The organism is Enterococcus bulliens (assembly GCF_053761865.1).
Genome location: NZ_JBSMXK010000001.1, coordinates 143,817 through 167,445, shown reverse-complemented (window position 1 = coordinate 167,445; position 23,629 = coordinate 143,817). Strand labels below are relative to the sequence as shown.

30 protein-coding genes and 1 other annotated feature are annotated in these 23,629 nt (G+C 36.8%); of the genes, 29 read left to right on the top strand and 1 reads right to left on the bottom strand.

Annotated features, from left to right (window positions below; all coding sequences use genetic code 11):
- Nucleotides 1-85: 85 nt before the first annotated feature.
- The 18 genes from ACWOEC_RS00880 to ACWOEC_RS00795 all read left to right on the top strand — a co-directional run bounded on the left by ACWOEC_RS00880 (nucleotide 86) and on the right by ACWOEC_RS00795 (nucleotide 13,419).
- Nucleotides 86-484 carry a hypothetical protein gene (locus ACWOEC_RS00880; RefSeq protein WP_455305426.1) on the top strand — a complete coding sequence of 133 codons (399 nt, stop codon included), beginning with the start codon at nucleotides 86-88 and terminating at the stop codon, nucleotides 482-484.
- Nucleotides 481-1,242 (top strand): DUF6681 family protein, encoded by a 762-nt coding sequence (locus tag ACWOEC_RS00875; RefSeq protein ID WP_455305425.1) that lies wholly within the window; start codon nucleotides 481-483, stop codon nucleotides 1,240-1,242. The genes ACWOEC_RS00880 and ACWOEC_RS00875 overlap by 4 nt, the downstream gene beginning before the upstream one ends.
- 332 nt (nucleotides 1,243-1,574) lie before the next feature.
- Nucleotides 1,575-1,889: a PTS cellobiose transporter subunit IIB gene (locus tag ACWOEC_RS00870; RefSeq protein WP_455305424.1), complete on the top strand. Its 315-nt coding sequence runs from the start codon at nucleotides 1,575-1,577 to the stop codon at nucleotides 1,887-1,889.
- A 17-nt stretch (nucleotides 1,890-1,906) separates the two neighbouring features.
- On the top strand, nucleotides 1,907-3,883 hold the full coding sequence (locus tag ACWOEC_RS00865) for a BglG family transcription antiterminator (RefSeq protein ID WP_455305423.1): 1,977 nt from the start codon (nucleotides 1,907-1,909) through the stop codon (nucleotides 3,881-3,883).
- A 4-nt stretch (nucleotides 3,884-3,887) separates the two neighbouring features.
- Complete coding sequence (locus ACWOEC_RS00860) at nucleotides 3,888-4,238, top strand: PTS cellobiose transporter subunit IIA (protein ID WP_455305422.1); 351 nt, start codon at nucleotides 3,888-3,890, stop codon at nucleotides 4,236-4,238.
- 20 nt (nucleotides 4,239-4,258) lie between these two features.
- Complete coding sequence (locus ACWOEC_RS00855; protein ID WP_455305421.1) at nucleotides 4,259-4,756, top strand: hypothetical protein; 498 nt, start codon at nucleotides 4,259-4,261, stop codon at nucleotides 4,754-4,756.
- Nucleotides 4,757-4,784: 28 nt separating this feature from the next.
- On the top strand, nucleotides 4,785-6,143 hold the full coding sequence (gene celB / locus ACWOEC_RS00850; RefSeq protein WP_455305420.1) for a PTS cellobiose transporter subunit IIC: 1,359 nt from the start codon (nucleotides 4,785-4,787) through the stop codon (nucleotides 6,141-6,143).
- Nucleotides 6,144-6,286: 143 nt separating this feature from the next.
- Nucleotides 6,287-6,556, top strand: a complete 270-nt coding sequence (rpsN, locus tag ACWOEC_RS00845; RefSeq protein ID WP_455305419.1) for a 30S ribosomal protein S14 — start codon at nucleotides 6,287-6,289, stop codon at nucleotides 6,554-6,556.
- 12 nt (nucleotides 6,557-6,568) lie between these two features.
- Nucleotides 6,569-6,736 carry a 50S ribosomal protein L32 gene (gene rpmF / locus ACWOEC_RS00840; protein WP_455305418.1) on the top strand — a complete coding sequence of 56 codons (168 nt, stop codon included), beginning with the start codon at nucleotides 6,569-6,571 and terminating at the stop codon, nucleotides 6,734-6,736.
- On the top strand, nucleotides 6,733-7,131 hold the full coding sequence (locus tag ACWOEC_RS00835; protein WP_455305417.1) for a hypothetical protein: 399 nt from the start codon (nucleotides 6,733-6,735) through the stop codon (nucleotides 7,129-7,131). Before rpmF ends, ACWOEC_RS00835 begins: the two co-directional genes overlap by 4 nt.
- Nucleotides 7,103-7,252 carry a 50S ribosomal protein L33 gene (gene rpmG, locus ACWOEC_RS00830; RefSeq protein ID WP_455305416.1) on the top strand — a complete coding sequence of 50 codons (150 nt, stop codon included), beginning with the start codon at nucleotides 7,103-7,105 and terminating at the stop codon, nucleotides 7,250-7,252. The genes ACWOEC_RS00835 and rpmG overlap by 29 nt, the downstream gene beginning before the upstream one ends.
- Before the next feature lie 21 nt (nucleotides 7,253-7,273).
- Nucleotides 7,274-7,390, top strand: coding sequence for a putative metal homeostasis protein (locus ACWOEC_RS00825; RefSeq protein WP_016186178.1), 117 nt, complete (start codon nucleotides 7,274-7,276; stop codon nucleotides 7,388-7,390).
- Nucleotides 7,391-7,393: 3 nt separating this feature from the next.
- A complete protein-coding gene (locus ACWOEC_RS00820; protein ID WP_455305415.1) occupies nucleotides 7,394-8,920 on the top strand; it encodes a metal ABC transporter solute-binding protein, Zn/Mn family in 1,527 nt (508 codons plus the stop codon).
- 47 nt (nucleotides 8,921-8,967) lie between these two features.
- Nucleotides 8,968-9,792, top strand: coding sequence for a MurR/RpiR family transcriptional regulator (locus tag ACWOEC_RS00815; protein WP_297077864.1), 825 nt, complete (start codon nucleotides 8,968-8,970; stop codon nucleotides 9,790-9,792).
- A 129-nt stretch (nucleotides 9,793-9,921) separates the two neighbouring features.
- Nucleotides 9,922-10,590, top strand: a complete 669-nt coding sequence (gene rpiA / locus ACWOEC_RS00810) for a ribose 5-phosphate isomerase A (protein WP_455305414.1) — start codon at nucleotides 9,922-9,924, stop codon at nucleotides 10,588-10,590.
- On the top strand, nucleotides 10,583-11,548 hold the full coding sequence (locus ACWOEC_RS00805; RefSeq protein ID WP_455305413.1) for a Gfo/Idh/MocA family protein: 966 nt from the start codon (nucleotides 10,583-10,585) through the stop codon (nucleotides 11,546-11,548). The genes rpiA and ACWOEC_RS00805 overlap by 8 nt, the downstream gene beginning before the upstream one ends.
- 39 nt (nucleotides 11,549-11,587) lie before the next feature.
- Nucleotides 11,588-11,784: a binding site (T-box leader), on the top strand.
- Nucleotides 11,785-11,834: 50 nt separating this feature from the next.
- Nucleotides 11,835-12,980 (top strand): 5-methyltetrahydropteroyltriglutamate--homocysteine S-methyltransferase, encoded by a 1,146-nt coding sequence (locus ACWOEC_RS00800; RefSeq protein WP_455305412.1) that lies wholly within the window; start codon nucleotides 11,835-11,837, stop codon nucleotides 12,978-12,980.
- The gene (locus tag ACWOEC_RS00795) at nucleotides 12,973-13,419 is read left to right on the top strand and encodes an NUDIX hydrolase (protein ID WP_455305411.1); all 447 of its coding nucleotides are present in this window, start codon (nucleotides 12,973-12,975) and stop codon (nucleotides 13,417-13,419) included. The genes ACWOEC_RS00800 and ACWOEC_RS00795 overlap by 8 nt, the downstream gene beginning before the upstream one ends.
- 43 nt (nucleotides 13,420-13,462) lie before the next feature.
- Here ACWOEC_RS00795 and ACWOEC_RS00790 read toward each other — a convergent pair whose 3' ends face one another.
- Nucleotides 13,463-13,963, bottom strand: a complete 501-nt coding sequence (locus ACWOEC_RS00790; protein WP_455305410.1) for a methylated-DNA--[protein]-cysteine S-methyltransferase — start codon at nucleotides 13,961-13,963, stop codon at nucleotides 13,463-13,465.
- Nucleotides 13,964-14,207: 244 nt separating this feature from the next.
- Between ACWOEC_RS00790 and ACWOEC_RS00785 the strand changes: the two genes are divergently transcribed.
- The 11 genes from ACWOEC_RS00785 to cydB all read left to right on the top strand — a co-directional run bounded on the left by ACWOEC_RS00785 (nucleotide 14,208) and on the right by cydB (nucleotide 23,629).
- Nucleotides 14,208-14,477, top strand: coding sequence for an ABC transporter permease (locus tag ACWOEC_RS00785; RefSeq protein ID WP_455305409.1), 270 nt, complete (start codon nucleotides 14,208-14,210; stop codon nucleotides 14,475-14,477).
- A 66-nt stretch (nucleotides 14,478-14,543) separates the two neighbouring features.
- Complete coding sequence (locus ACWOEC_RS00780) at nucleotides 14,544-15,011, top strand: RpiB/LacA/LacB family sugar-phosphate isomerase (RefSeq protein ID WP_455305408.1); 468 nt, start codon at nucleotides 14,544-14,546, stop codon at nucleotides 15,009-15,011.
- Nucleotides 15,012-15,124: 113 nt separating this feature from the next.
- Nucleotides 15,125-16,081, top strand: coding sequence for a cation diffusion facilitator family transporter (locus ACWOEC_RS00775; RefSeq protein ID WP_297077877.1), 957 nt, complete (start codon nucleotides 15,125-15,127; stop codon nucleotides 16,079-16,081).
- A gap of 12 nt (nucleotides 16,082-16,093) precedes the next feature.
- Nucleotides 16,094-16,516 carry a phosphate-starvation-inducible PsiE family protein gene (locus tag ACWOEC_RS00770; protein ID WP_297077879.1) on the top strand — a complete coding sequence of 141 codons (423 nt, stop codon included), beginning with the start codon at nucleotides 16,094-16,096 and terminating at the stop codon, nucleotides 16,514-16,516.
- Nucleotides 16,506-17,081, top strand: a complete 576-nt coding sequence (locus ACWOEC_RS00765; protein ID WP_455305407.1) for a Type 1 glutamine amidotransferase-like domain-containing protein — start codon at nucleotides 16,506-16,508, stop codon at nucleotides 17,079-17,081. Before ACWOEC_RS00770 ends, ACWOEC_RS00765 begins: the two co-directional genes overlap by 11 nt.
- A 130-nt stretch (nucleotides 17,082-17,211) precedes the next feature.
- Nucleotides 17,212-17,733 carry an NADPH-dependent FMN reductase gene (locus ACWOEC_RS00760; protein WP_297077883.1) on the top strand — a complete coding sequence of 174 codons (522 nt, stop codon included), beginning with the start codon at nucleotides 17,212-17,214 and terminating at the stop codon, nucleotides 17,731-17,733.
- Between the two features lie 240 nt (nucleotides 17,734-17,973).
- Nucleotides 17,974-18,732, top strand: coding sequence for a (Fe-S)-binding protein (locus tag ACWOEC_RS00755; RefSeq protein WP_297077885.1), 759 nt, complete (start codon nucleotides 17,974-17,976; stop codon nucleotides 18,730-18,732).
- Between the two features lie 12 nt (nucleotides 18,733-18,744).
- The gene (locus ACWOEC_RS00750) at nucleotides 18,745-20,229 is read left to right on the top strand and encodes a LutB/LldF family L-lactate oxidation iron-sulfur protein (protein ID WP_455305406.1); all 1,485 of its coding nucleotides are present in this window, start codon (nucleotides 18,745-18,747) and stop codon (nucleotides 20,227-20,229) included.
- Entirely contained in the window at nucleotides 20,216-20,923 is a 708-nt protein-coding gene (locus ACWOEC_RS00745; protein WP_455305405.1) for a LutC/YkgG family protein, read from the top strand. The genes ACWOEC_RS00750 and ACWOEC_RS00745 overlap by 14 nt, the downstream gene beginning before the upstream one ends.
- Nucleotides 20,924-21,197: 274 nt before the next feature.
- A complete protein-coding gene (locus ACWOEC_RS00740; protein WP_455305404.1) occupies nucleotides 21,198-22,619 on the top strand; it encodes a cytochrome ubiquinol oxidase subunit I in 1,422 nt (473 codons plus the stop codon).
- Nucleotides 22,619-23,629 (top strand): cytochrome d ubiquinol oxidase subunit II, encoded by a 1,011-nt coding sequence (cydB, locus tag ACWOEC_RS00735; protein WP_297078958.1) that lies wholly within the window; start codon nucleotides 22,619-22,621, stop codon nucleotides 23,627-23,629. The genes ACWOEC_RS00740 and cydB overlap by 1 nt, the downstream gene beginning before the upstream one ends.

Genomic DNA, 23,629 nt, shown 5'->3' with positions numbered 1-23,629 from the left:
ATCGCGTCATTTCAGAAAATAATCATTTTTTTTGAAAGAAATTGTGGTAGGATATTTTCGATACTACTAAAGGAGCACGAAAAACATGAGAAAAGTTCCGCCAATATTAAAACCAATTGCGTTATTAACGATTTCTGTGTTAATTGCCACAGCAACGACTGTGGTAAATAGTTCGAGTTATCGCACGACCACGAATACTATGACCACGACCACTACAACAAGTAGCCAAACAAGTCGTTCTAGTGATGAAACGAAACCTTCATCGGATACCATTATGAGCGTTACAGAATCAAGCGTTGAACAAACACCAAGAACTTATGATACACAAGATCAAGAGACAATTAGTTCAAGCAGCGAAGAAAGTACGACTAGTGAAGAAAGTACTACAAGTGAACAATTTGATACGACACCGTCATCTTCAGTTGAAGAAAATGTAAATAATTTTAACGTAACTACAAGCGATGAGGCAGGTGCTAGTCAATGAGTTTCTTATTAGATATCATCAATGGAATCAATAAATTTTTAGGGTATTTAGATATTAGTCCTAAATACTTGAATCGCAGTTATACGATCTTAAGTATTTTCCCAACGCTTTATATTTTAAGAATCATCTATGGATTATTGCAAAATGAAAATTATTTACAATTTATTTTATACAGTATCGTTTTTGTGATTTTGATTTATTTCATTGCCTTGAATATCTTTTATTACTTTTGTGATAAAAATTTAAAAATTGATGTTACCCAACTTTTTGTAAAATATCTTCCAGATGAAGTCTTCAATATTCAACAAGAGTCTAAAACAGCTGCCAAAACAATGAATGCGGTCGATACTGAAGAAATTACGATCGATTTTTATGACGATTATGAACTTATTTTAGCGATGAATATGCAAGAATTGATTGAAAAAAATGTCATATCAACAAATGAGTTATCACAGCAAGATGGCTATTTGATTGAATGGAATACGATCTATCCTTATTATTTTGTAAAACGGATCCATCAGAATCAATATGAGTTACAAATTGGAACAAGTTATCAATCACTAGTTCCGATCGGTCGAATTGAGCACAAAGCAGAAGGAAAATTAGAACCAGTAGGACTTTACGTGATTGGTGGCGATTTTTTCAAAGACGGATTTCGCTATCATGAACCTTATCACTTGAAATTACTCGCTAAAAAACCACGAATTATAACAGAACAGCCAGCGATGTCAAGAGCGCAACGTAGAAAAAAAGTATAAAAAAAGATACACAATTACAGCTAATGTCGAGCCTTATGATTGATAACACTTAAACAAATAAAGCTTCCAATATCTGAGATCAAATAAGTAGCTATACCTTTTTCTAAGTCAATTGATCAAGTGATGCAAGAGTTATTTGAAAAAGTAAATAAAAACACATCATGTATTCATTTAAATAAGGAATATGGTGTGTTTTTATTTTTTCCGTATTGATACGGAAAAAGTTGAATTGAAATAAAAACGCTTTCTTTTTATACTGTAGATAAGTTAAAACTAATGAACGAAAAAAAAACGCTCGTTAAAAATTATGTATAATAAAGGAGAGAATAACTATGAAAAAAGCGTTAATTATTTGTGCAGCAGGAATGTCATCTTCGTTGATGGCGAAAAAGGCAACGGAATATTTCCAAAGCAAAGGACAAGAAATCGAAGTAGATGCAGTTCCAGCAACTGAAGGCGACAAAATGATTAAAGATAGCGATTTCGACTTATTCTTAATCAGCCCTCAAACAACCATGTACTTAGATAAGTTCAAAAAAGTGGGTGACTCTGTAGGAAAACCTGTAGTTGGCATTCCATTCCCAGCTTACATTCCAATTCCAACCGGTGTACAACAATTAGGAGAATTAATTGACGCGAACATTTAATGGGAGCGGGGATAATGATGAAACAGAAACAACGAGATTTAGTGAACTTATTGATCGCAGCAAAAGGCGTATTCAAAACAAGTGAGGAACTCGCAAACGAGTTATCATTATCTGATCGAACGATTCGAAACTATATTAAAGAATTAAAATTGACGATGGAAGCCAATGGGGCAAACATTATCGCAAAACAAGGACTAGGCTATCAGCTAAAAATTTTAGATCGACAACAATTCGATCTATTTTTAGCTGATTGCCATTTGACTGGTCTGGATGATCTTAATCAGTCTATCAATGAAGTCGCAGATCGCAAACGTTACTTGCTAAATTTAATGCTACTTGAAGATCAAAAAATCGATCCCGATGAATTGTCAGAACGACTATTTATTAGTACGTCGCAATTGATCAAAGATATTTCTGAGATCAAGCAGCAAATCTTATCTTATGATTTAGCCGTTAAAAAAGATAAACAAGGGTTTTATATTGAAGGTAAAGAACGAGCAAAACGTCATTTTATGATGAACTATTTCTTTACTAAAGACGCAATGAATATTTTGCAACCGGTCACAGTTCAGGCAGGATTGAGCGAAGCGATCGGTTTTGACTTATTGACGATCATTATTTTAGATGAATGTCGTGAAGCGCATTTGAAATTATCTGATTTTATCATTCAAAATTTAGTCTTACATTTGTCATTAAGTATCAAACGCATCCAAGCTGGATTAGATATTCAAAATTTAGGTTTAGAAGATTCGATTGCGACACGCATCGAATACGAAGTCGCTGGACGAATTATTGAACGGATTGAAGCCATCATTCCGATTCATTTTCCTTTAGAAGAACGCGCTTATCTAACCTTACATTTAATGGCAAAATCAAATCATACACCGTTAGATGAGGATATCGATTTAGTTCATTCGCTAAAAGAACTTTTGGTGAAAATGCAGATCGAGACTGAATATTCGTTTGCGACAGACAATCAGTTATTTAACGGATTGATCGAGCATATCAAGCCGATGATCGTGCGTTTAGAGCGTCATATTTCACAAGAAAACCCATTGTTAAACGAAATCAAAACTAATTATACTGAAACTTTTAATTTAACGAAGTATTACATGTGTCAATTGCCTGCCTTAGCAAGTTATGAGGTAAGTGAAGATGAGTGGGCCTATATTACCTTACATTTTTTAGCCGCTATTGAAAAAATGAAGCATGACCAAAAAGCACGTGTGTTGATCATCTGTGCTACAGGTTATGGTAGTGCTCAATTATTAAAAACTAGAGCCGAAAAAGAATTCGGTGAACGGATCAATATCGTGGATGTCAAAGGATATTATGAGATTGATAAACATGTATTGGAGCAAGTTGACTTTGTCGTATCCTCAATCGATTTATCCGCGATGATCTTCAAAGTTCCAGTCTTTCATGTAAGTGTCTTTTTACCAGAAAAAGATGTACAAATGATTCGAGATTACTTGAACCAGCAAACACAACGCAAGACAATCTATTCAAGTAAAACAGCAAAACAAGAAGATTCGTCAGTAGTGTTAACAGAACTTTCAGACATGTATTTTTATCGTAGTAAAGAACGAATCACCAAAGAAGCGGTGATTGACCAGTTGTTGACGCAGTTAGCGGTTAATGAAGCGGCTGATTATAGTCAGCAAATGCACTATCAAATCGCACAACGAATCAAGTTAGGTACGATTTTATTTAGTGATGCGATTGCAGTACCGCATCCAGCTGTTCCAGTTGGCCGTATTGAAAAAGTGGGTGTGGCATTACTTCCAGAAGGTGTCTATTGGAATGAGGACTATCCAGATATTAAGTTTGTCTTTATGGTATCACCCTCACGTTACGAAAATTACGGGCTTACAGTTGTGACCAAAGCGATCGTAACATTGATTGAACGAAAAGCGACTCAAGAACAATTATTACAAGTACAAGATTTTGAAGAATTTAAAACAATATTTATGAAATTAATTGAAGAGGTGTAAGAGTATGACTGAACAAATGACAAGTGAAGAAATTCAAGTAATCGCATTTACTATCATTTTACATAGTGGGAATGCACGTACCAATATCCATCAAGCATTTAAAGCGATGCGCGAAAATGACTTTGAACAAGCCAATACATTCTTGCAAGAAGCCAAAGAAGAGGTTGTAAAAGCCCATAATTCGCAAACAGAATTATTGCATTCTTATGCTGGAGGAACAAAAATCGAAATGGAAATCATTATGGTGCATGCACAAGATCATTTAATGACCACCATGACGTTACAAGAAGTTGCCGAAGAAATGTCTCATCTATACAAACAAAATCATGAAATCTTAGCAAAAATCGCGCAATAACAGGATAAGGAGTGAAGAAAATGAATGCCAATATGGAGAAGCTAGAGGAACGAAGAAAGAAAACAAGTATTACCAATATGTATTTTAATCGGTTTTTATTGATTCGTTATACGACAGCGTTATTTTTATTTTTTAACTTATATTGGTTTGTTTTCTTACTGTTTAGCCAACCACTACTTGCGCTCTTGCCTTTTGCTTTGTTTGCTGGAGCAGCAGTCGTTGCTTTAGAACAAGTGAAACTCTACCGAAATCATAGTCAAAAATTACCTTATGCTCGTTTTTTCTATACGGCACAAGGAATCGTGAACGTTGGACTGATCGGATTGATTTATACACCAGCGTATGCAAACTTATTCCCGTTTTTAACCAAAACGATGAATACCAAACGAGTATTGACATGCGCATTATTAATTGGGATTTTAATCAGCTTGGTTGTGCTACGAAAATTGTACAAAATTCGTTTAGGACAAGATAAGCACTTAAAATTAGTGAAGGCTTACGAAAAAACACTTAGCTGAGATAGCTAAAAGATGAGGAGAGAATAAGATGAACAAAGGGTTTACGATTTTACAAAAGTACTTGATGCAGCCGATGGGGAAAATTGCACAGTTTAAATTAGTACGTGCAGTAATGGCAGCCGGGATGGCGTCTATTCCATTCACTATCGTAGGATCAATGTTCTTAGTATTCAATATTTTGCCAACAACATTCACTGGGTTACAAGGATTGTTTGATAACACATTCTTTAAAGTCAGTGATCTATACATGGTGGCCAATACAGCAACAATGGGGATTTTAGCACTTTATTTTAACTTTGTAATTGGATATGAATTAACGAAAATTGAATCTGAAGAAAATGGCCTAAATGTTAACGCGCTAAATGGTGCAATGTTATCTGTCTTCGCCTTCTTTATGACTTTACCAGAATTAGTGATGAAAGACGGCGCTATGAAATTAGTGAACGTGACTTCTGAAACAGAAAATGTTATCAATGGATTCCGTATGGGCGCAACAGTAGATCGCCTAGGAACATCAGGAATCTTTACTGCAATTATCATGGCTGTTTTAGCTACACAACTATATTTCTTATGTGTTCGTAAAAACTGGGTTGTAAAAATGCCAGAAACAGTGCCATTAGGCGTTTCTCGTTCATTTACTGCGTTAATCCCAGCATTCGTTATCGCGTTTGCGGTATTGATCATCAATGGGGTATTAATTGCATTAGGAACTGACATTTACAAAATCATCGCCATTCCATTTGCTTTCGTAACTGGTTTAACAAATAGCTGGTTAGGGGTTATGGTCATCATCTTCTTGATTCATGCGCTATGGGTTGTAGGGATCCACGGTGCCAATATTATCGGGGCATTCTTAACACCGATCTTATTAGCCAACATGGCTGAAAATGCTGCTGGAGCACATATTCCATTTGCTGGTGAGTTCAACAACTCATTTGCGATCATGGGTGGTTCTGGAGCGACTTTATTAATGACTTTCTTTATTGCCTTCTTAGCAAAATCAGATCAATTAAAAATCTTGGGTCGTGCGTCTTTAGCACCAGCGATCTTCAACATCAATGAGCCAATTATCTTTGGTATGCCGATTGTGTATAACCCGTACTTAGCGATTCCATTCTTCTTAGCACCAATGGTTTCAGCATCAGTTGGGTACTTTGCAATCAAAACAGAATTCATCAAACCATTAGTTGCACAAGTTCCATGGCCTTCACCAGTTGGGTTAGGTGCCTTTATCGGAACTGGTGGTGACTTGATGGCAGCACTTGTTGCGATCATCTGTGCGATTTTAGCCTTTGTTATTTGGTTCCCATTTGTGAAATTCTACGATGGAAAATTACTAAAAGAAGAAAAAATCAAAGCAGCAGAATTAGCAGCAAACCAAGCTTAATACTATCAAAACGTCTTGTACATTTTGTGCAGGGCGTTTTTTTGTGAAAAAATATTGACAACGAAACGCAGTTCTGTTAAATTACTTCTGCTCAAATCGTATTCATTACGATTTAAATATTTCAAATAGGAAGAGGGAGTAATATGGCAAAAAAATCAAAAATCGCAAAAGCACAAAACCAACGTGCAACGGTCGAACATTATCGTAAACGGCGTGAAGCATTAAAAGCAGCTAAAGACTACCAAGGTCTTGCAGCACTACCGAAGGATGCTAGCCCGGTAAGATTGAAGAATCGAGATCGGATAGATGGTCGACCATGTGGATATTTAAGAAAATTTGGTCTATCGCGGATTGAGTTTCGTAAGTTAGCTTTAGAAGGAAAAATCCCTGGTGTCAAAAAAGCCAGTTGGTAAGGAGGAATAAAGATGGCAGTACCTGCTCGTAAAACATCAAAAATGAAAAAACGCACACGTCGTACTCATCACCAGATCAAAAGTCCTACGATTGCTTATGATCTACCGACAGGAGTCTATAAATGCTCACACTATATCACCAAAGAAGAAGTGAAATTGCGAAAGGCGGAGGTTCGATGAAGATTATTTATCCTCCTTTGATCGAAGATGGCTATGCCTATTTTAAGCAGCAAACACCTAAAGCACAAATTTATCAAACGATGATCCAACAAGGAATTATCGACGAAACGGGAGCTCCCGCAATAGAAGCCTTACAAAAAGGCTTGGTCAAAGATTTTGATGAAGCAGAAAATTTATTGTTTGATGAGTTTCTCGAGTTGTATCCGATTTTTAAGGTTCTATCTGATTTATCATTTAAACAAATCGAAGGATTTTGGGAAATTCCTTTGATGGATAAAGAACAATTACTTGCACTCTATCCCGAACTAAATTATGACCACAAACAACAACTTGACATGTATTTTCTAGAACGAGGAGGATTACAACATGCGTCAGACGATCATTTTGGAATGTAAGGAAACAAAAGAACGCTTGTACTTAACGAGTAAAAATAAACGAAATACACCAGAAAAGGTAAGATTGAAAAAATACTCACCAAAATTACGTAAACGCGTTTTATTTCAAGAAGTCAAATAACTATGATATGGGAGAAAAAAGATGGAAAAAACGGATTTATCGAGCGCTTATCGTCGTTTAAAAAGTCCAAATATCAAAACGAAAAAGCGTGCATTGAAATTGATCCAAGCAGCAAAACGAAAGCAAAAGGGGATTTAATACGTGAAAAATTATCAGAAATTATTGGGGTTAGGTACGATTGTACTCACTAGTTTGGGGATATTGAGTGCTTGTGGGAATAATCAAGAAAGTTCAGTAACAGCGGATTCAAAAAAATTATCAATCGTAACAACTTTTTATCCGATGTATGAATTTACAAAAGAAATCGTAGGAGATGAAGCTGACGTTAGTTTATTAGTTCCAGCAGGTTCAGAACCGCATGATTATGAACCAAGTGCTAAGGATATGGCTAAAATTCAATCGGCAGATGTATTTGTCTATCACAATCCTAATATGGAAGGCTGGGTATCTAACATAGAAAAAACGTTAGACGATAAGGTTAATGTGGTAGAGGGAACAAAAGGTATGTTGCTGTTACCAGGTTCAGAAAAAGATCATGACCACGAAGAAGAAGGTCATCATCATGAACTTGATCCACACACTTGGCTTGCACCGAGTTTAGCGAAAAAAGAAGTGGCCTCAATTGAAGCACAACTAGCGAAGCTATATCCGGATAAAGCAAAAACATTTAAAACCAATAGTGAAGCATACTTAGAAAAGCTCACTACCTTAGATCAAAACTATCAAAAAAGCTTAAGTAGTGCGACGCAAAAAAGCTTTGTGACGCAACATGCGGCCTTTGGTTATTTAGCTTTAGAGTATGGGCTAACTCAAGTACCAATCGCAGGTCTTTCACCAGACATTGAGCCTAGTCCTAAACGTTTGAGCGAGTTGAAAACATATGTAAAAGACAATGATATTCGCTATATTTATTTTGAAGAAAATGCGAGTGACAAAGTCGCTAAAACATTAGCGAATGAAACAGGCGTTGATTTATTGGTCCTAAATCCATTAGAAAGTTTAACGAATGAACAAATTAAAAATGGAGAAACCTATATCTCGGTCATGGAAGAAAATCTAGTAGCCTTAGAAAAAACGACACAGTCGACAGGAAAAGCTGTTGATTCAGAAACGACAGCCGCAACAGAAAAAACAGTTGCCAAGGGTTATTTTGACGATAGCGCTGTGGAAGATCGACCATTAGCTAATTATGCAGGACATTGGCAATCGGTTTATCCTTTATTGCAAGATGGTACACTCGATCAAGTATTTGCATATAAAGCGAAATTAAATCCGGAAAAGACCGAGACAGAGTATAAAGCTTATTATGAAACAGGATATAAGACCGATGTCAATACCATCAAGATAACGGATAGTAAAATTAGTTTTACAGACCCCAAAGGAACACATACGTATACATATAAGTATGCGGGTAAAAAAATTTTGACATATACTAAAGGCAATAAAGGTGTTCGGTATTTATTTGAAACGACGGATAAAGATGCAGGGAATTATCGTTACGTCCAATTTAGTGATCACGGAATCAAGGATGAAGCAGCAGCTCATTTTCACATCTACTTTGGTGGAGAGAGCCAACAAGCATTATTGACTGAGATGGATCATTGGCCGACTTATTATCCGGCTGATCTATCAGCAAGTGAGATCGCTCAAGAAATGCTCGCTCATTAAATAGAATATGCTACAATAGGAAAATGATGGGAAAAAGGAGTAATTACGTGAATATTCTTGATAAATTACATACGATGTATACCACATTTTCGCTAACTGAAAAAAAAGTAGCTGATTATATTTTGGCACATCCTAAAGAGATCCCAAATATGACGATTGCGGATTTAGCCTTACAAAGTGAAGTCAGCGAGGCTTCGATCAGTCGTTTTTGTCGTAAGATAGAAGTCGTAGGCTTTCATGCATTAAAAATCGAATTGGCCCAAGTGACGATTCCAAAGCTAGATCCACACCCGGAACGCTCGCTGTTAGGCCAACGTTTAGCGCATATCAAGCAAAATAAAATCAAAGAGATCGAACAAACTTTGATGCAGTTGAATGAAGTTGATGTTCAGCAAACACTAAATCAAATCGTTCAAGCAAAACGAGTTATTTTTTTAGCGTATGGAAATACGATACCTGTTGCAATGGATGCAGCCTATCGTTTTAATCAAATTGGGATCGCGGCTAACGCGTATGAAATTTGGGATACAGCACTAGCTGCTTTATTGACTTTTACCAAAGAAGATCTAGTCATCGTGATCTCAAATTCAGGAGAGACGAAAGATTTGATCAAAGCTGTCGAATGGTGTAACACAAAAGAGATTGTCGTAGTGGCGATGACGAATAATCAGCACTCTCCATTAGCAAAACTGGCTACGATTCACTTAACGACAGCTACTAGAGAACGGTTATTTCAAAAAGATTATTATTTTTCTAGAGTTTCAGCTATGTTGTTGACAGAAACACTGTTCTTGCTTTTAGCGTTTGAAGAACCTGAACGTTTAGAATTTATCAAGCGACATGAGCAATTGATTTCAGATCATAAAATTTAAACTAGAAGTTGTCTTATGACAACTTCTAGTTTTTTCTTGACGAATAAGGAATTGCTTGCGTATACTTAAGAAAGTTAATTTCATAAATTATATTTTTTGTAAAATTAAATTTCATAAAGGGGTTTGGTCATGAAAAAACGCTGTGCAGCACTAGCTCTAAAGAAAATCCAATCTGGTATGGTATTAGGTCTGGGTGGTGGAAGTACGATTGGGTATCTAGTCGATATGATCAAAGAAACTAAATTAGACGTTCAAATCGTTACACCTTCAGAAAAAACCAAGCAACATTGTATCAATTCAGGCTTAACAGTACTAGACACGGCTTATGTGTCACAAGTTGATTTAGCCTTCGATGGTTGTGATGAAGTCGATGAAGAACTGATCGTGTTGAAATCAATGGGAGGCATCCATACGGAAGAAAAAATCATTGCACAAATGGCTAAAGAATATATTTTATTGGTCGATGAGAGTAAAGTATCCAAAACGTTAAGCTTTAAAGTCCCACTTACTTTAGAAGTAGTCAAAGAAGCTATTGGAAGTGTCATTGAATCATTGAAACCATTAGGGACAAGTGCACTCCGTATGAGTCAAACGAGTGATTCTTATACGTACACAAGTCGTGGAACAGTATTAATCGATTTTATACCACAAACTATTGAGTTCGCTAGATTAAATCAAAGGTTACTTATGACACCTGGAATCGTGGATACATCATTATTTTACAAAATTGCTACTGGAGCAATCGTGGTGACAGAAACTACAGATTATGAACTAACAGGAGGAAAGTCGAATGTATAATTGGGGAATCATCGGAACTGGAGTCATTGCAAGAGAGATGGCTGAAGCGTTTAAGGCATTAGATCGTAAAGTATATGGAGTCACGAGCGCACACTTTGAACGAGCAGAAGCGTTTGCCAAAAATTATGATATTGAGCACATCTATAAAGATGTTACAGAATTGCTCAAAGACGAAGCAATCGATATCGTGTATATCGCTACTCCGCATAATCTGCATTATGAACAAATCAAAGCTGCGTTACTACAAAATAAAAACGTTTTTTGTGAAAAGGCGATTACAGTCAATGATCGTCAGTTGGAAGAGTGCGTCTTATTAGCAAAAGAGCGCGGCCTGATTTTATCTGACGGCGTGACGCTATTCCATATGCCTCTTTACAAAAAATTACAAAAAATCGTAGCTAGTGGCGAATTAGGTCCTGTTAAAATGATTCAAGTCAATTTTGGAAGCTGCAAAGAATATGATGTGACGAATCGGTTTTTCTCAAAAGAATTAGCTGGCGGAGCTTTGCTTGATATTGGTGTATATGCTACTTCGTTTGCGCGCTATTTCATGAGTAGTCAACCGAATGTCGTCTTGACTACCGGTAACTTTTTTGAAACAGGTGTCGACGAAACATCGGGCATTTTATTGAAAAATCCAGATGGAGAGATGTCAGTGATGGCTTTGACAATGCGGGCGAAACAACCTAAGCGAGGAGTAGTTGCATGTGAGAAAGCATTCATCGAAATCAATAACTATCCTAGAGCACAGGAAGCAACGATCACGTATACAGAAACAGGAGAGACGATCACGATTACAGAAGGCGAAACTGCTCGAGCCTTAGAATATGAAATTTTAGATATGGAAGACTACATCACCAACCAATCGGGTGAACAAAACTTACAACTTGTTCGAGACGTTATGGCCACATTGACAAGTATTCGTACGCAGTGGGGAATGGTTTACCCCTTTGAATAGTTGACAATTTTTTTTAGCATGGTATGATAACAATCACATATAGATCCAATGAAAAGAAGAGTACGTTTTAATTGGTTGTTTAGAGAGGTTTTGGTTGGTGAAAAAAGCCCGAAGTTAAAGCAGAAGATGGTCTTTTCGGACAAGAGTGATCTTGCGGCCTGTTCTACGTTACAGAACGCTTAAGGGGAAATGATTTCCTAAATTAAGGTGGTACCACGTGATTACACGTCCTTTGTCGGCTGACAAAGGACGTTTTTTAGTTAAAAAGGAAAAGGAATGGTGAAAGATGGGAAAACAACAAGCTCCATATCGTGTCGATCATGTCGGTAGTTTTTTACGACCAGAACGTTTGAAAGAAGCGAAACTAGCAGAAAAAAATGGGCAAATCTCATTAGAAAAACGCAAGGAAATCGAATCTGAAGAAATTGAAGCGTTGGTTGCGCAACAAGTAAAAGCAGGACTTAAGGGAATTACAGATGGAGAGTTCCGTCGTGGTTTTTGGCACCTTGATTTTTTAGAAGGACTCGATGGGGTTGAAGGCTATACACCAGAACAATATAATCAAGTGTTTCATGGGAAACCCGCTCCAGCATATAATATTCGTTTGGTTGATCGAGTATCATTTTCAGATACACATCCATTTATTGAAGATTTTCGTCAATTGAAAAAAGTGGTTGATCAGTATGAAGGAGTAGAAGCTAAAGCGACAATTCCAAGTCCAACGATGCTGTTACGTCAGGAATTGCTTGCCAACGATGGAACTTCACATCTATCCGAGATCTATCCGGATTTAAATGAGTTTTATCAAGATTTAGCTACTGCGTATCAAGAGGCGATCCAAGCTTTTTATGCAGCAGGCTGTCGCTATTTACAATTTGACGATACAAATTGGGCCTTTTTAGCAGATGCTACAAAACGTGCAGAAATTACACAAAAAGGAATCGATCCAGAATATATTGCGGCGATTTGTACAAAGATCATCAATGCTTCATTAGCGAATAAACCAGTAGATATGGTGATTACAACACACATTTGTCGTGGTAATCATGCCTCTTCTTGGTTGTTCTCAGGAGGATATGAGCCTATCGCTAAAGAATTATTTGCAACAGAGTATGATGGTTTCTTCTTGGAATACGACTCTGATCGTGCGGGTGATTTTACACCGCTACGCTATTGGAAAGAAGCAGGTAAAAAGAGTCAAGTCGTTTTAGGTTTAGTCACATCGAAAACGCCTGAACTAGAAGATCCTGAACAAATCAAAGCACGAGTACTAGAAGCACAAGCATATATCCCATTAGAGTATTTAAGTATCAGTCCACAATGTGGATTTGCTTCAACCGAAGAAGGAAATCATTTAACGTTTACAGAACAATGGGACAAAATCAATCATTTGCAAACCATCGCTCAAGATATTTGGGTAGATCATGTCTGATTTAACGGTCGACTTGACTCAAGGGAAATTAAATATCCGTGTAGCGGCATTTTGTGAGGTCGACAATCGAGTACTGGTGTGCCGCTATCCAGATCAAACGCTTACTCTACCAGGCGGACGAGTAAAATTTGGTGAATCGACTAGTGAAGCATTGCAGCGTGAAATAAAAGAGGAATTAAATACGACATGTGTGGCAATGGAGTATCTAGGTGTCATCGAAAATTTCTTTTCACATCAAACAGCGTATCATGAATTTTTATTTGTATATGCCGTACAATTGGCAGATCATGATCTATTTCAACAAACAGAAACTGAGGAATTTACTTGGCTTCCTTTAAAAAAAGTCAAACAACAACTTACACCACAAGCAATTTTAACGTTAAAACAAACATTAACGACACATAGTATAAATAAAGAAAGCTCATTCTCAATAGAATGAGCTTTTTTGTCGTAATATATCCGTTAAATAGTGAGGAAAAAGATCAAGCTTGTTCTAGTCTTAATAGAGTTGTTTTGCGGTCTAAACCACCAGCATATCCAGTCAATTGACCATTTTTTGCAATCACACGGTGACAAGGAATAAAGATCGAGAGTGGATTTTTACCTACAGCTCCACCTACAGCGCGCGCGCTGGTAGATTTTTGCAACTGAGTGTATTGATTTGCGATATCCATATAAGCAAGTGTTTGTCCATAAGGGATTTGGAGTAATAATCTCCAAATTCTTTGTTGATATACCGTTCCATTAGGTGTTAAAGAGTCGTAAATCTCAGTGATACTAGGATTTTGACCAGCAAAATAAGCATCTAAAAATGTAGTGAATGGTTGAAATAAAGGGTCATCTTTGGTGGTGATCGTACAATTGTTAGGATCGATTTTTTGAAAATAATGTGCTTGACCTTCAAACCAAGCACCAATTAAATTTTCTTCTTCTCGTACTAAGGACAAGATACCTAAAGGGGATTGATAATCTAAGCGATGCATATTATTTACTCCTTTTATTTTTAGTGTACAAGAACCAGATCCAAAATACGAGTCTAATTTTATGGAAAGTAAAATGAATATTCGTTTTTATTTCATGATAGTTTTCTGAAACGCATTTATTCAAGGAAAATTCAGTAAATAATAAGAAAATTTGTGAGAGAGCACTTACAATTTTCGGAAAGTTGGTGTAAGCTTAATTTTATATAAAAGTAAATTTCAAGTATGTTCTAAGGAGTTTTGTAAAATGGAAGAAGCAAAATGGCATGCCCATTTAGGGAAAGTTGCAACTGTAACCGCGATCATTATGTACGTTTCATACGGTCCGCAAATCTATGGAAATTTAACTGGGAACCCGACTGGCTATTTACAACCATTGGCCGCCGCTGTAAACTGTTCATTATGGGTCGTATATGGATATGGAAAACCACAAAAAGACTGGCCAATAGTACTTGCTAACTTACCAGGAGTAATTTTTGGTTTATTGGCTGCGGTAACTGGCTTTATTGCACAGTAAAACATATACGAAGAAATTCTTCAACTGAAGATTTTCTTCGTTTTTTATTTCATTAGGAGGAAAACAATGAGAATCAGTCTAGCAAGTGATCATGCAGGTGTTGCATTAAAAAAAGAAATTATCAAACAATTAGAAGCGATGGGGCATACAGTTTATGACTTTGGTCCGTATACTGAAGAAGCAGTAGATCTATCAGATTTCGTTTATCCAGCCGCACTAGCAGTAGCTAAAGGCGAGTATGATCGCGGGATTTTTGTCGATGGTGTGGGTTATGGTAGTGCGTTGATTGCCAATCGTATTTTGGGAATCGATGCAGTAGTATGTCAAGATCCGTTTTGTGCAAAACTCGCACGTGAACATACAGATAGCAATGTCTTGTGTTTAGGTGGAAAAATCATCGGATCAGCGATTGCTGCAGAAATCGTGCATACTTGGATGACAACGGACTTTTTAGAAGAAGAAAAATATCAGCGTCGTGTTAAAAAAGTTCAAGCGATTTCAGAAAAACATTTATGCCCTTTAACTGAACTGTAAAAATATTCGAGTCTATTGACTCGAATATTTTTTTCATCTTAAGTAGACCAGATTAGGCAAAGAAATGGAATTCCAGTATACTAACAACATAAATAGAATAGGAGTGAGTCTGTTTGGAAGTAAAGCAGAAGAATGGAATGGGATCAGTATTAGCAGCACTAGCTGCCAATATCTTAGTTGCCATTAGTAAATTTGTTGGTTTTTTCGTTAGTGGAAGTGCCGCTATGTTAAATGAAAGTATCCATAGTGTTGTGGATTGTAGCAATCAAATCCTACTAATTTTTGGAGATCGTCGTTCAAAATTAGGGCGTAGCGACTTGCATCAGTTCGGTGAAGCACGAGCAAAATACTTTTTTAGTACGATTGTAGCCACTATGTTATTTTTTGGTGGTGGTGTATTAGGAATTATGGAAGCGATCGAAAAATTATTGCATCCTAGTCATGAAGTGAATAATCCTTGGATCGTATTAGGGATTTTAGCATTCGGGATCGTTGTCGAGGGGGCTTCTTTGCGAGTAGCGATGAAAGAAATTCGTGAACTCAATATAGAAAAATTATCGATTCCTAAATTTTTGCGAGAAAGCCGTCACAGTGAAATTTTAATTATTTTCACAGAAGATTTTTGTGCCGTTATTGGACTATTTTTAGCTGTTATAGGGACGATCCTTGCGATGGTTACGGGAAATCCTTTCTATGATGCATTGAGTGGTCTATTTATTGGACTGTTACTGACTGGAGCAGCGATTTTTCTCGCAAAAGAGTTTTATAGTTTGATCATTGGTGAAAGTGTGACCGCTAGTGATTTAAAAATCATCGTCAATGAATTTAAGCGTAAAGATATCGAACGCTTAATCGATATCAAAACAATCCACATGGGACCAGATGAAGTGATGATCGCAGCAAAAGTCGATCTATTAGATACTAAAGAAGATCAAGGATATGCAATCATTAATGAGATTGAAGCAGATATCCGCGCAGAATTTCCGGATAAGACGCTGTATATCTATATTGAAACCGATAAGTATGATCCAAATTATCAAAGTCATACTGAAGAAGATTCTATTTTGTAGGGAGAAAAGAATATGAGTCAATGGTTATTAAAAATTGAAAAAAAGATTTTGGCCTTTTTAATGGCTTTGAGCTCGATTGCGCTAGTACTAGTTGGCATTATTATCACATTTTTTTTATTTAAAGAAGTGTATCACTTGTTCACGTTTGCTCTAGCTGTCGATACAAATGCTGTTTATTACGACGCATTAGAAAGCATCCTTTCGTTTTTCTTATTCTTTGAATTTTTAACTTTGATCATTACATCGATCAAAAATCAAGGACACGTTTCATTGAGTTTTTTACTGACGTTAGGTTTGACGGCGTTGATTCGACTATTGTTGACGTATCATGACCAAGTATTTGGGCTTGTTGTCATTGCGATCTCGATTGTTTTATTATTATTTGGTATGTCTTTAGTATTAAAACAAGAAAAAGGAGAAAAACATGAAAACTAAATTCTTATGTTCTTCATTTTTAGGTAGCCAAAACTTGTTTACTAGCGAAGTTTGTTTAAGGAATAAGCATATCGGATTTATTCCTACAGCTAGTGTTGTAGAAGAATATTCGGATTATGTTACTGAGACCTATAATTTTTTTGAAAAATCAACACAGCAGATTACAAAAATCGAATTAGACCAGATTTCTTTTGCGCAACTTGAAGATGTATTAAAACGCATTGACATTCTTTTTATCAGTGGCGGGAATACATTTTATTTGCTCGAAGCAGTGAAACGTTCAGGACTGGCTCAATTGCTAGAAGAGTACTTAGCCAATGGCAATTATTTGATTGGAGAGTCAGCAGGAGCTGTAATCATGACGCCAGATATAGCATATATTAACGCAATGGATGATCCTCAAAAAGCAATGCTATCTGATACAAACGGCTTATCATTAGTGGATCGTCCCATTATTCCACATGTTGCTAGTACATATTTGGGTGAAGCAGCTGAAACATTGCTTAAGCAATTTCAAAATCAAGTGCATTATGCTCTAAGTGACGAAGAAGCCTTATTCTTTTAACGATAAATGAAGTAGCTCAAAAAGAGCTGCTTTTTTTATTACGAAAAGTAAGCATATCTCTTTACTTTCTTTTTGTAAGTGATATTATTGAGTTACTAAATCACTTACAAAAAGAAAGTAGGAAAACAGAATGAAATTTGGAATTATTTTAGGAAGTACTAGAGAAGGACGCGTTAGTCCACAAGTCGGAGCGTATATTAAACAGTTGGCGATGACACAAGAAGGACATGAATTTGAAATTATTGATATTTTAGATTATGATTTACCATTTTTAGGTACAGGAACTCCAAATACTGCTTGGAATGAAAAAATCGATTCTTTAGATGGTTATATCTTTATTACACAAGAATATAATCATGGTATGAGTGGTGCATTAAAAAATGCAATCGACAGTGCACGTGAAGAGTGGTTTAATAAAGCAGCCGGCATTGTAAGTTACGGATCTGGTGGCGGTATCCGTGCGGCTGAGCAATTACGCTTAGTTTTAGCTGAACAAAAAGTAGCAGGTGTGCGCACAAACCCTGCATTTAATTTATTTACAGATTTTGAAAACTTTGCTGAATTCAAACCAGGTGAACATATGGCACAAGGAGTCTTGGATATGTTTGAGGAATTGATCACTTGGGCTAAAGCATTAAAAACAATTCGTTAACAAAATGAACAACTATGTGAAATGTGAGTAGATTAGAATTATTACTGCTATCGAAAACAATGGAATCTCGCTAGAAAATTGATAACATAACTATACTAAAAACAGAGGAAGAACGATTCTTTGTCTGTTTTTTTTATGGAAAAAAACTACTTTATTTATTTGTGAAAAAAATATTTAACTTTTGTTTTTTGTGAAAAAAGGGAGTATAATGGAATTATTCTAGTGTGGGAGATGACAGTGATGAAAGTCAGTTTGTTCACGAGTTGTGTAGTAGATGCGCTATTTCCAAATGTTTCAATAGCGATTGTTGAAGTGTTAGAACGTTTGGGGATTGAAGTTCTCTATCCAGAGTCACAAGTCTGTTGTGGCCAACCAACATTAAATAGTGGATATAAAAAAGAATCACGAAAAGTATTGATTAATCAACTGAATGCCTTTAAAGATGCAGATTATGTGGTGGGAGCTGCGGGAAGTTGTACTGCTTCGATGCGTGAATATGCAACATTTTTTAAAGATGATCCAGAATACTATGAAGAAGCAGTTAAATTACATGATAAAACGTATGAATTCACACAATTTTTATATCATGTATTGGGAATGCGGGATTTAGGAGCGACATTGAATGCCAAAGTGACCTATCACCGTTCTTGTCATATGACTCGTCTACTTGGAGAAAAAGAATCACCATTTGCTTTAATGAACTATGTCAAAGGATTAGAGTATGTTGAACTACCTCATTTAGAAAATTGTTGTGGTTTTGGTGGAACTTTTTCAGTTAAAGAACCAATCATTTCAAACGCGATGGTCACTGAAAAAGTCCAAGATGTACTTGCGACTGAAGCTGAAGTATTGATTAGTGCAGATATGGCTTGCCTAATGAATATCGGTGGAAAGTTAAATCGCGAAGGGCATCCGATTACGATCATGCACATTGCGGAAGTCTTAAATCATGATGTGGATAGTTCTAGAATCGTACAACCTAAATTGGTTCAAATATAGGGGGAAGTTGAGATGGGATTAAAGACAAGCACAAAAACGTTTGATGAACGTTGTGAGGAAAATATCCAAGATGAACAGATGCAAGCAGCGCTAAAAAAAGCTCAAGATGCACAGTGGATCAAACGTGAAGCAGCACGCGATCAATTGGGAAATTGGGAAGAATGGCGTGAATTGGGCCAACAAATTCGTCAACATACGCTCGCATATCTTCCGGATTATTTAGAGCAATTTAGTGATAATGTGGAAAAAAATGGGGGAACTGTTCTTTTTGCGCAAACGGAAGCAGAAGCCCAAGCGTATGTACGCCAAATCGTCGAAGAAAAAAATATCCATAATATTGTAAAGTCAAAATCGATGGTCACAACTGAAGTTGGATTAGATCCGATGTTTGAAGCGATGGAAGGCGTCAATGTCGTGGAAACAGATTTGGCAGAATTTATTTTACAAATGGATGATTGGGATGAACCGTCTCATATTGTCTTTCCTGCCGTCCATAAAAATCGTCAACAAGTCAAAATGATTTTTGAAAAACTTGGATATGTAGGTAGCGATGATCCTGAAACATTAGCAAAATTTGCACGAGAAGTGTTACGTGATCGTTTTTTAAAAGCTGATTTAGGAATTTCAGGATGTAATTTTGCCATCGCAGACAACGGGATGATTAATTTAGTAACGAACGAGGGAAATGCTGACTTGGCTGTCAGTATCCCAAAAACGCAAATCGTCCTGATGGGAATGGAGCGAATTGTGCCGACGTTGAAAGAGGCAGATGTATTAGATAATCTTCTTTGTCGCAGCGCTGTGGGACAAAAATTAACAAGTTATGTGACTTTTGCTGGACGTAAAAAGCCTGAAGAAGCAGACGGTCCCGAAGACTTTTATGTGATTATCGTCGACAATGGGCGTTCAAAAGCTTTAGGAACCCAATTCCAAGAAATGTTGCAGTGTATTCGTTGTGGTGCTTGTTTAAACGTCTGCCCGGTTTATCGCCATATTGGTGGACATGGCTATGGTTCAATTTATCCAGGGCCAATGGGTGCTGTTTTATCACCGATTTTAGGTGGTTATGAAGAATTTGGTGAATTGCCTTACGCATCTAGTTTATGTGGTGCATGTACAGATACTTGTCCAGTGAAAATCCCTTTGCATCAATTGTTGATCGAGCATCGTACGGTCATGACTAATGAGTTAAATATGCAACATGGGATGGATGATGCGACAATGAAAATGATTGGCCGAGTGACGGCTTCACCAATCGTATTTAATATGGTGCAAAAAGTCGATCATCTAGGATCAGCTGCACTAGCAAAGAAAACTGAACCAAGTGTGAAAAATCTATACCAATTTGATGGTTACTTAGCTAAAGCGCCCGCGATGGCTAAAAATTGGACAGACTATCGCGATTTTCCTCGACCACCAAAAAGCAAAGATAATTTTAGAAAATGGTTCAAGGAGCATCAAGCGCAAAAAGGAGTGGCAACTGATGAACGTCAATGATCAAAAAGTGAAAAAAGAAAATTTTTTAAATCATTTAGCAGAGCGTTTAGACTACACGAGACACTCTGTAAAGCCGCTTATTTATCGTAATGATCTCCCACATGAAACTCTAGATGACTTGGATCCAGCAGCATTGTTCGATGTTTTTTTAGCACAATGTGAAGCCTTGCATTGTCGTGTCGTAGCCACACCAAAACAATATTTAGCTCAGGCGTTGGCTGATCAAATTGAACGCTATCAGGGTGGGCCGTTGCTTTATGCTGATGACCCTCGTTTTAATGATTATGGATTAGCAGAGTTTTTAGTAGATGAAGTAGCCACAGTTTGGCAAAAAGGAGCGACCCAGCGTGAGATCAATTTAGAACATGCACAAAAAGCGAATATCGGGATCGTTTTTGGAGAATATCTGCTAGCCGAATCAGGAACCGTGGTTGTTGAGAGCAGTCCAGGACAAGGTCGGGCAATCCATTTTTTACCGAAGCATTATATCGCAATGGTGCCCAAGAGTCATTTGGTCAGTCGAATGACCCAAGTAACGGATTTATATGCTGAAAAAGTAGCTAAAGGCGAAGCTTTCGGTTCAGCTTTACATTTTATCTCAGGACCTTCGAATTCTGGAGATATCGAGATGGTATTAGTAGAAGGAGTTCATGGGCCGCTGAGTGTAACGTATTTAGTAATTGAGGATTGTTAATGAACGAAGTATTTGACTATATATAGGAAATAATAAATTTTTAATTTATGAGAAATTTATGTGGAAAACGATTTATTTTAAACGAATCGGTTGCAATAATCGAGAATTTCCCTAATATTGATAGTGGATAATGCTCGATTCATCTGTTTTTGTTTGGTGTAGTTTTTCATAGAGTAGTTCGTGAAAAAAACCACTTGTGGAACAAATTCGTTGTTTGGAAGTATCTAGGAATTATATTGTACACATCGTACAAAAATGAATTGGAGGAATAGAAATGGATATCGTTACATTGGCTCGAATCCAATTTGCCATGACGACAATTTTTCACTTTTTCTTTGTACCACTATCTATTGGTACTGTGTTTATTGTTGCAATTATGGAAACACTTTATGTGCGAACAAAAGATGAAACCTATAAAAAAATGGCAAAATTTTGGGCTCAAATCATGTTGCTTAGTTTCGCAGTCGGAGTAGTGACAGGGATCATTCAAGAGTTCCAATTTGGAATGAACTGGTCAGACTACTCACGTTTTGTCGGAGATATTTTTGGTGCACCACTTGCAGTTGAAGCATTGCTTGCCTTTTTCTTAGAATCAACTTTCTTAGGCTTGTGGATGTTTACATGGGATCGGGTAAAACCAGGTGTGCATGCATTGTTTATTTGGTTAGTTGGATTTGGTTCATTGATGTCAGCTTTTTGGATCATCGTGGCCAATGCTTTTATGCAACATCCTAAAGGCTACCAAATTGAAAATGGTCGTGCCGTTATGAACGACTTTAGTGCTTTATTGAAAAATCCACAGTTGTGGTATGAATTTTCTCACGTAATCGCAGCAGCTATCTTAACTGGTGGAATCGTGGTAGCCGGACTTTCAGCATTTAGAGTGTTGAAGAAAAAAGATCTATCTGCTGTATCTGAAAAAATCTATAAAAAATCATTGCGTGTAGGATTAGTTGTCTCTTTAGTTGGTTCAATCGCAGTACTAACAGCTGGGGATTTCCAAATGAAGGCTTTAGTAGAAGATCAACCAATGAAATTTGCTGCAACAGAAGGTCTATATGAAACTACTGGTGATCCAGCATCTTGGACATTGATCGCTTGGGCAAATGAAGCGAAAAAAGAACGCGTATTTGGAATCGAAATTCCTTATATGTTAAGTATTCTTTCTTACCATAAACTATCTGGTTCGGTTGAAGGAATGAATGAAATCAATAAACAATTAGTAGCAGAATATGGAGATCGTAACTATTATCCTCCAGTAAATACGCTGTTCTGGACATTCCGTATCATGGCAGGATTTGGTGCGTTGATGTTTGTTGTATCAGCTTTAGGCTTATTCTTAACACGTAAGAAAAAACCAGTACTATACGAGAAAAAATGGTTATTGTGGGTGCTTGGGCTGATGACTTTTGCACCGTTCTTAGCGAATACTTCAGGTTGGTTAGTAACAGAATTAGGTCGTTATCCTTGGACCGTTTATGGTTTATTTACAATCGAACAAAGTGTTTCACCTAATGTTTCTGTAGCTTCCTTAATGTTCTCAAATACAGTATACTTTTTACTATTTGCAGGGCTTGGTGCTACAATGGTGTACTTAGTTGTTCGTGAATTGAAAAAAGGTCCAGAATATGTGGACCATCAACACGCTGCGGATGCAAAACCAGCCATTGATCCATTTGATGGAGGTGCATTCTAATGTCTACATTACAGTTAGTTTGGTTTATATTGATTGGTGTATTATTTTCAGGTTTCTTCTTTTTAGAGGGATTTGACTTTGGTGTTGGAATGGCTGTTCAAACACTAGCACATAATGATGAAGAACAAGATCAAGTAATCAATACGATCGGTCCTGTTTGGGATGGAAATGAAGTGTGGCTATTAACAGCAGGTGGCGCGATGTTCGCTTCATTCCCATACTGGTATGCTTCATTATTTAGCGGTTACTATCTGATTTTATTTATTATCTTATTTGGATTGATTATTCGTGGAGTATCTTTTGAATTTCGTCATAAAGTTCCGGAAAAAAACAAAAATTTCTGGAATTGGACATTGACGATCGGAAGTACAATCGTTCCATTTTTCTTTGGAATCTTGTTCATCAGTATGATCCAAGGAATGCCAATCGATGCTAGTGGAAATCTTTCTGCGACCTTTACAGATTATATCAATGTATTTTCTGTAGTCGGTGGTGTTGCCTTAACGTTACTTTCTTATTTACATGGATTGAACTATATTTCATTAAAAACAGAAGGCCCAGTACGTGAACGTGCGCGTAACTATGCAAAAGCATTATATGCAGTACTTTATGTTGGGTTAGTAGCATTTGCTGTTTTGATGTATTTCCAAACAGATTTCTATGAAAAACATTTTGCAACGACACTAGGCTTGACGATTGTGATCGTAGTCTTAACTGTTATTGCGAATATCTCTGTCTTTAAAGAAAAAGAACTACTAGCCTTTTTAGCTAGTGGATTTACAATGATTGCACTAGTTGCATTGTTGTTTACGGGATTATTCCCACGTGTGATGGTTAGCTCAATTAGTAGTGATTATGACTTGTTGATCAAAACAGCATCATCTTCACCATATACATTGAAAATCATGACATACATGTCGTTTACGTTGTTGCCATTTGTGTTAGCCTATACAGCTTGGGCTTACTATGTGTTTAGAAAACGAGTAACGGTCAATATGAAAGGATATTAA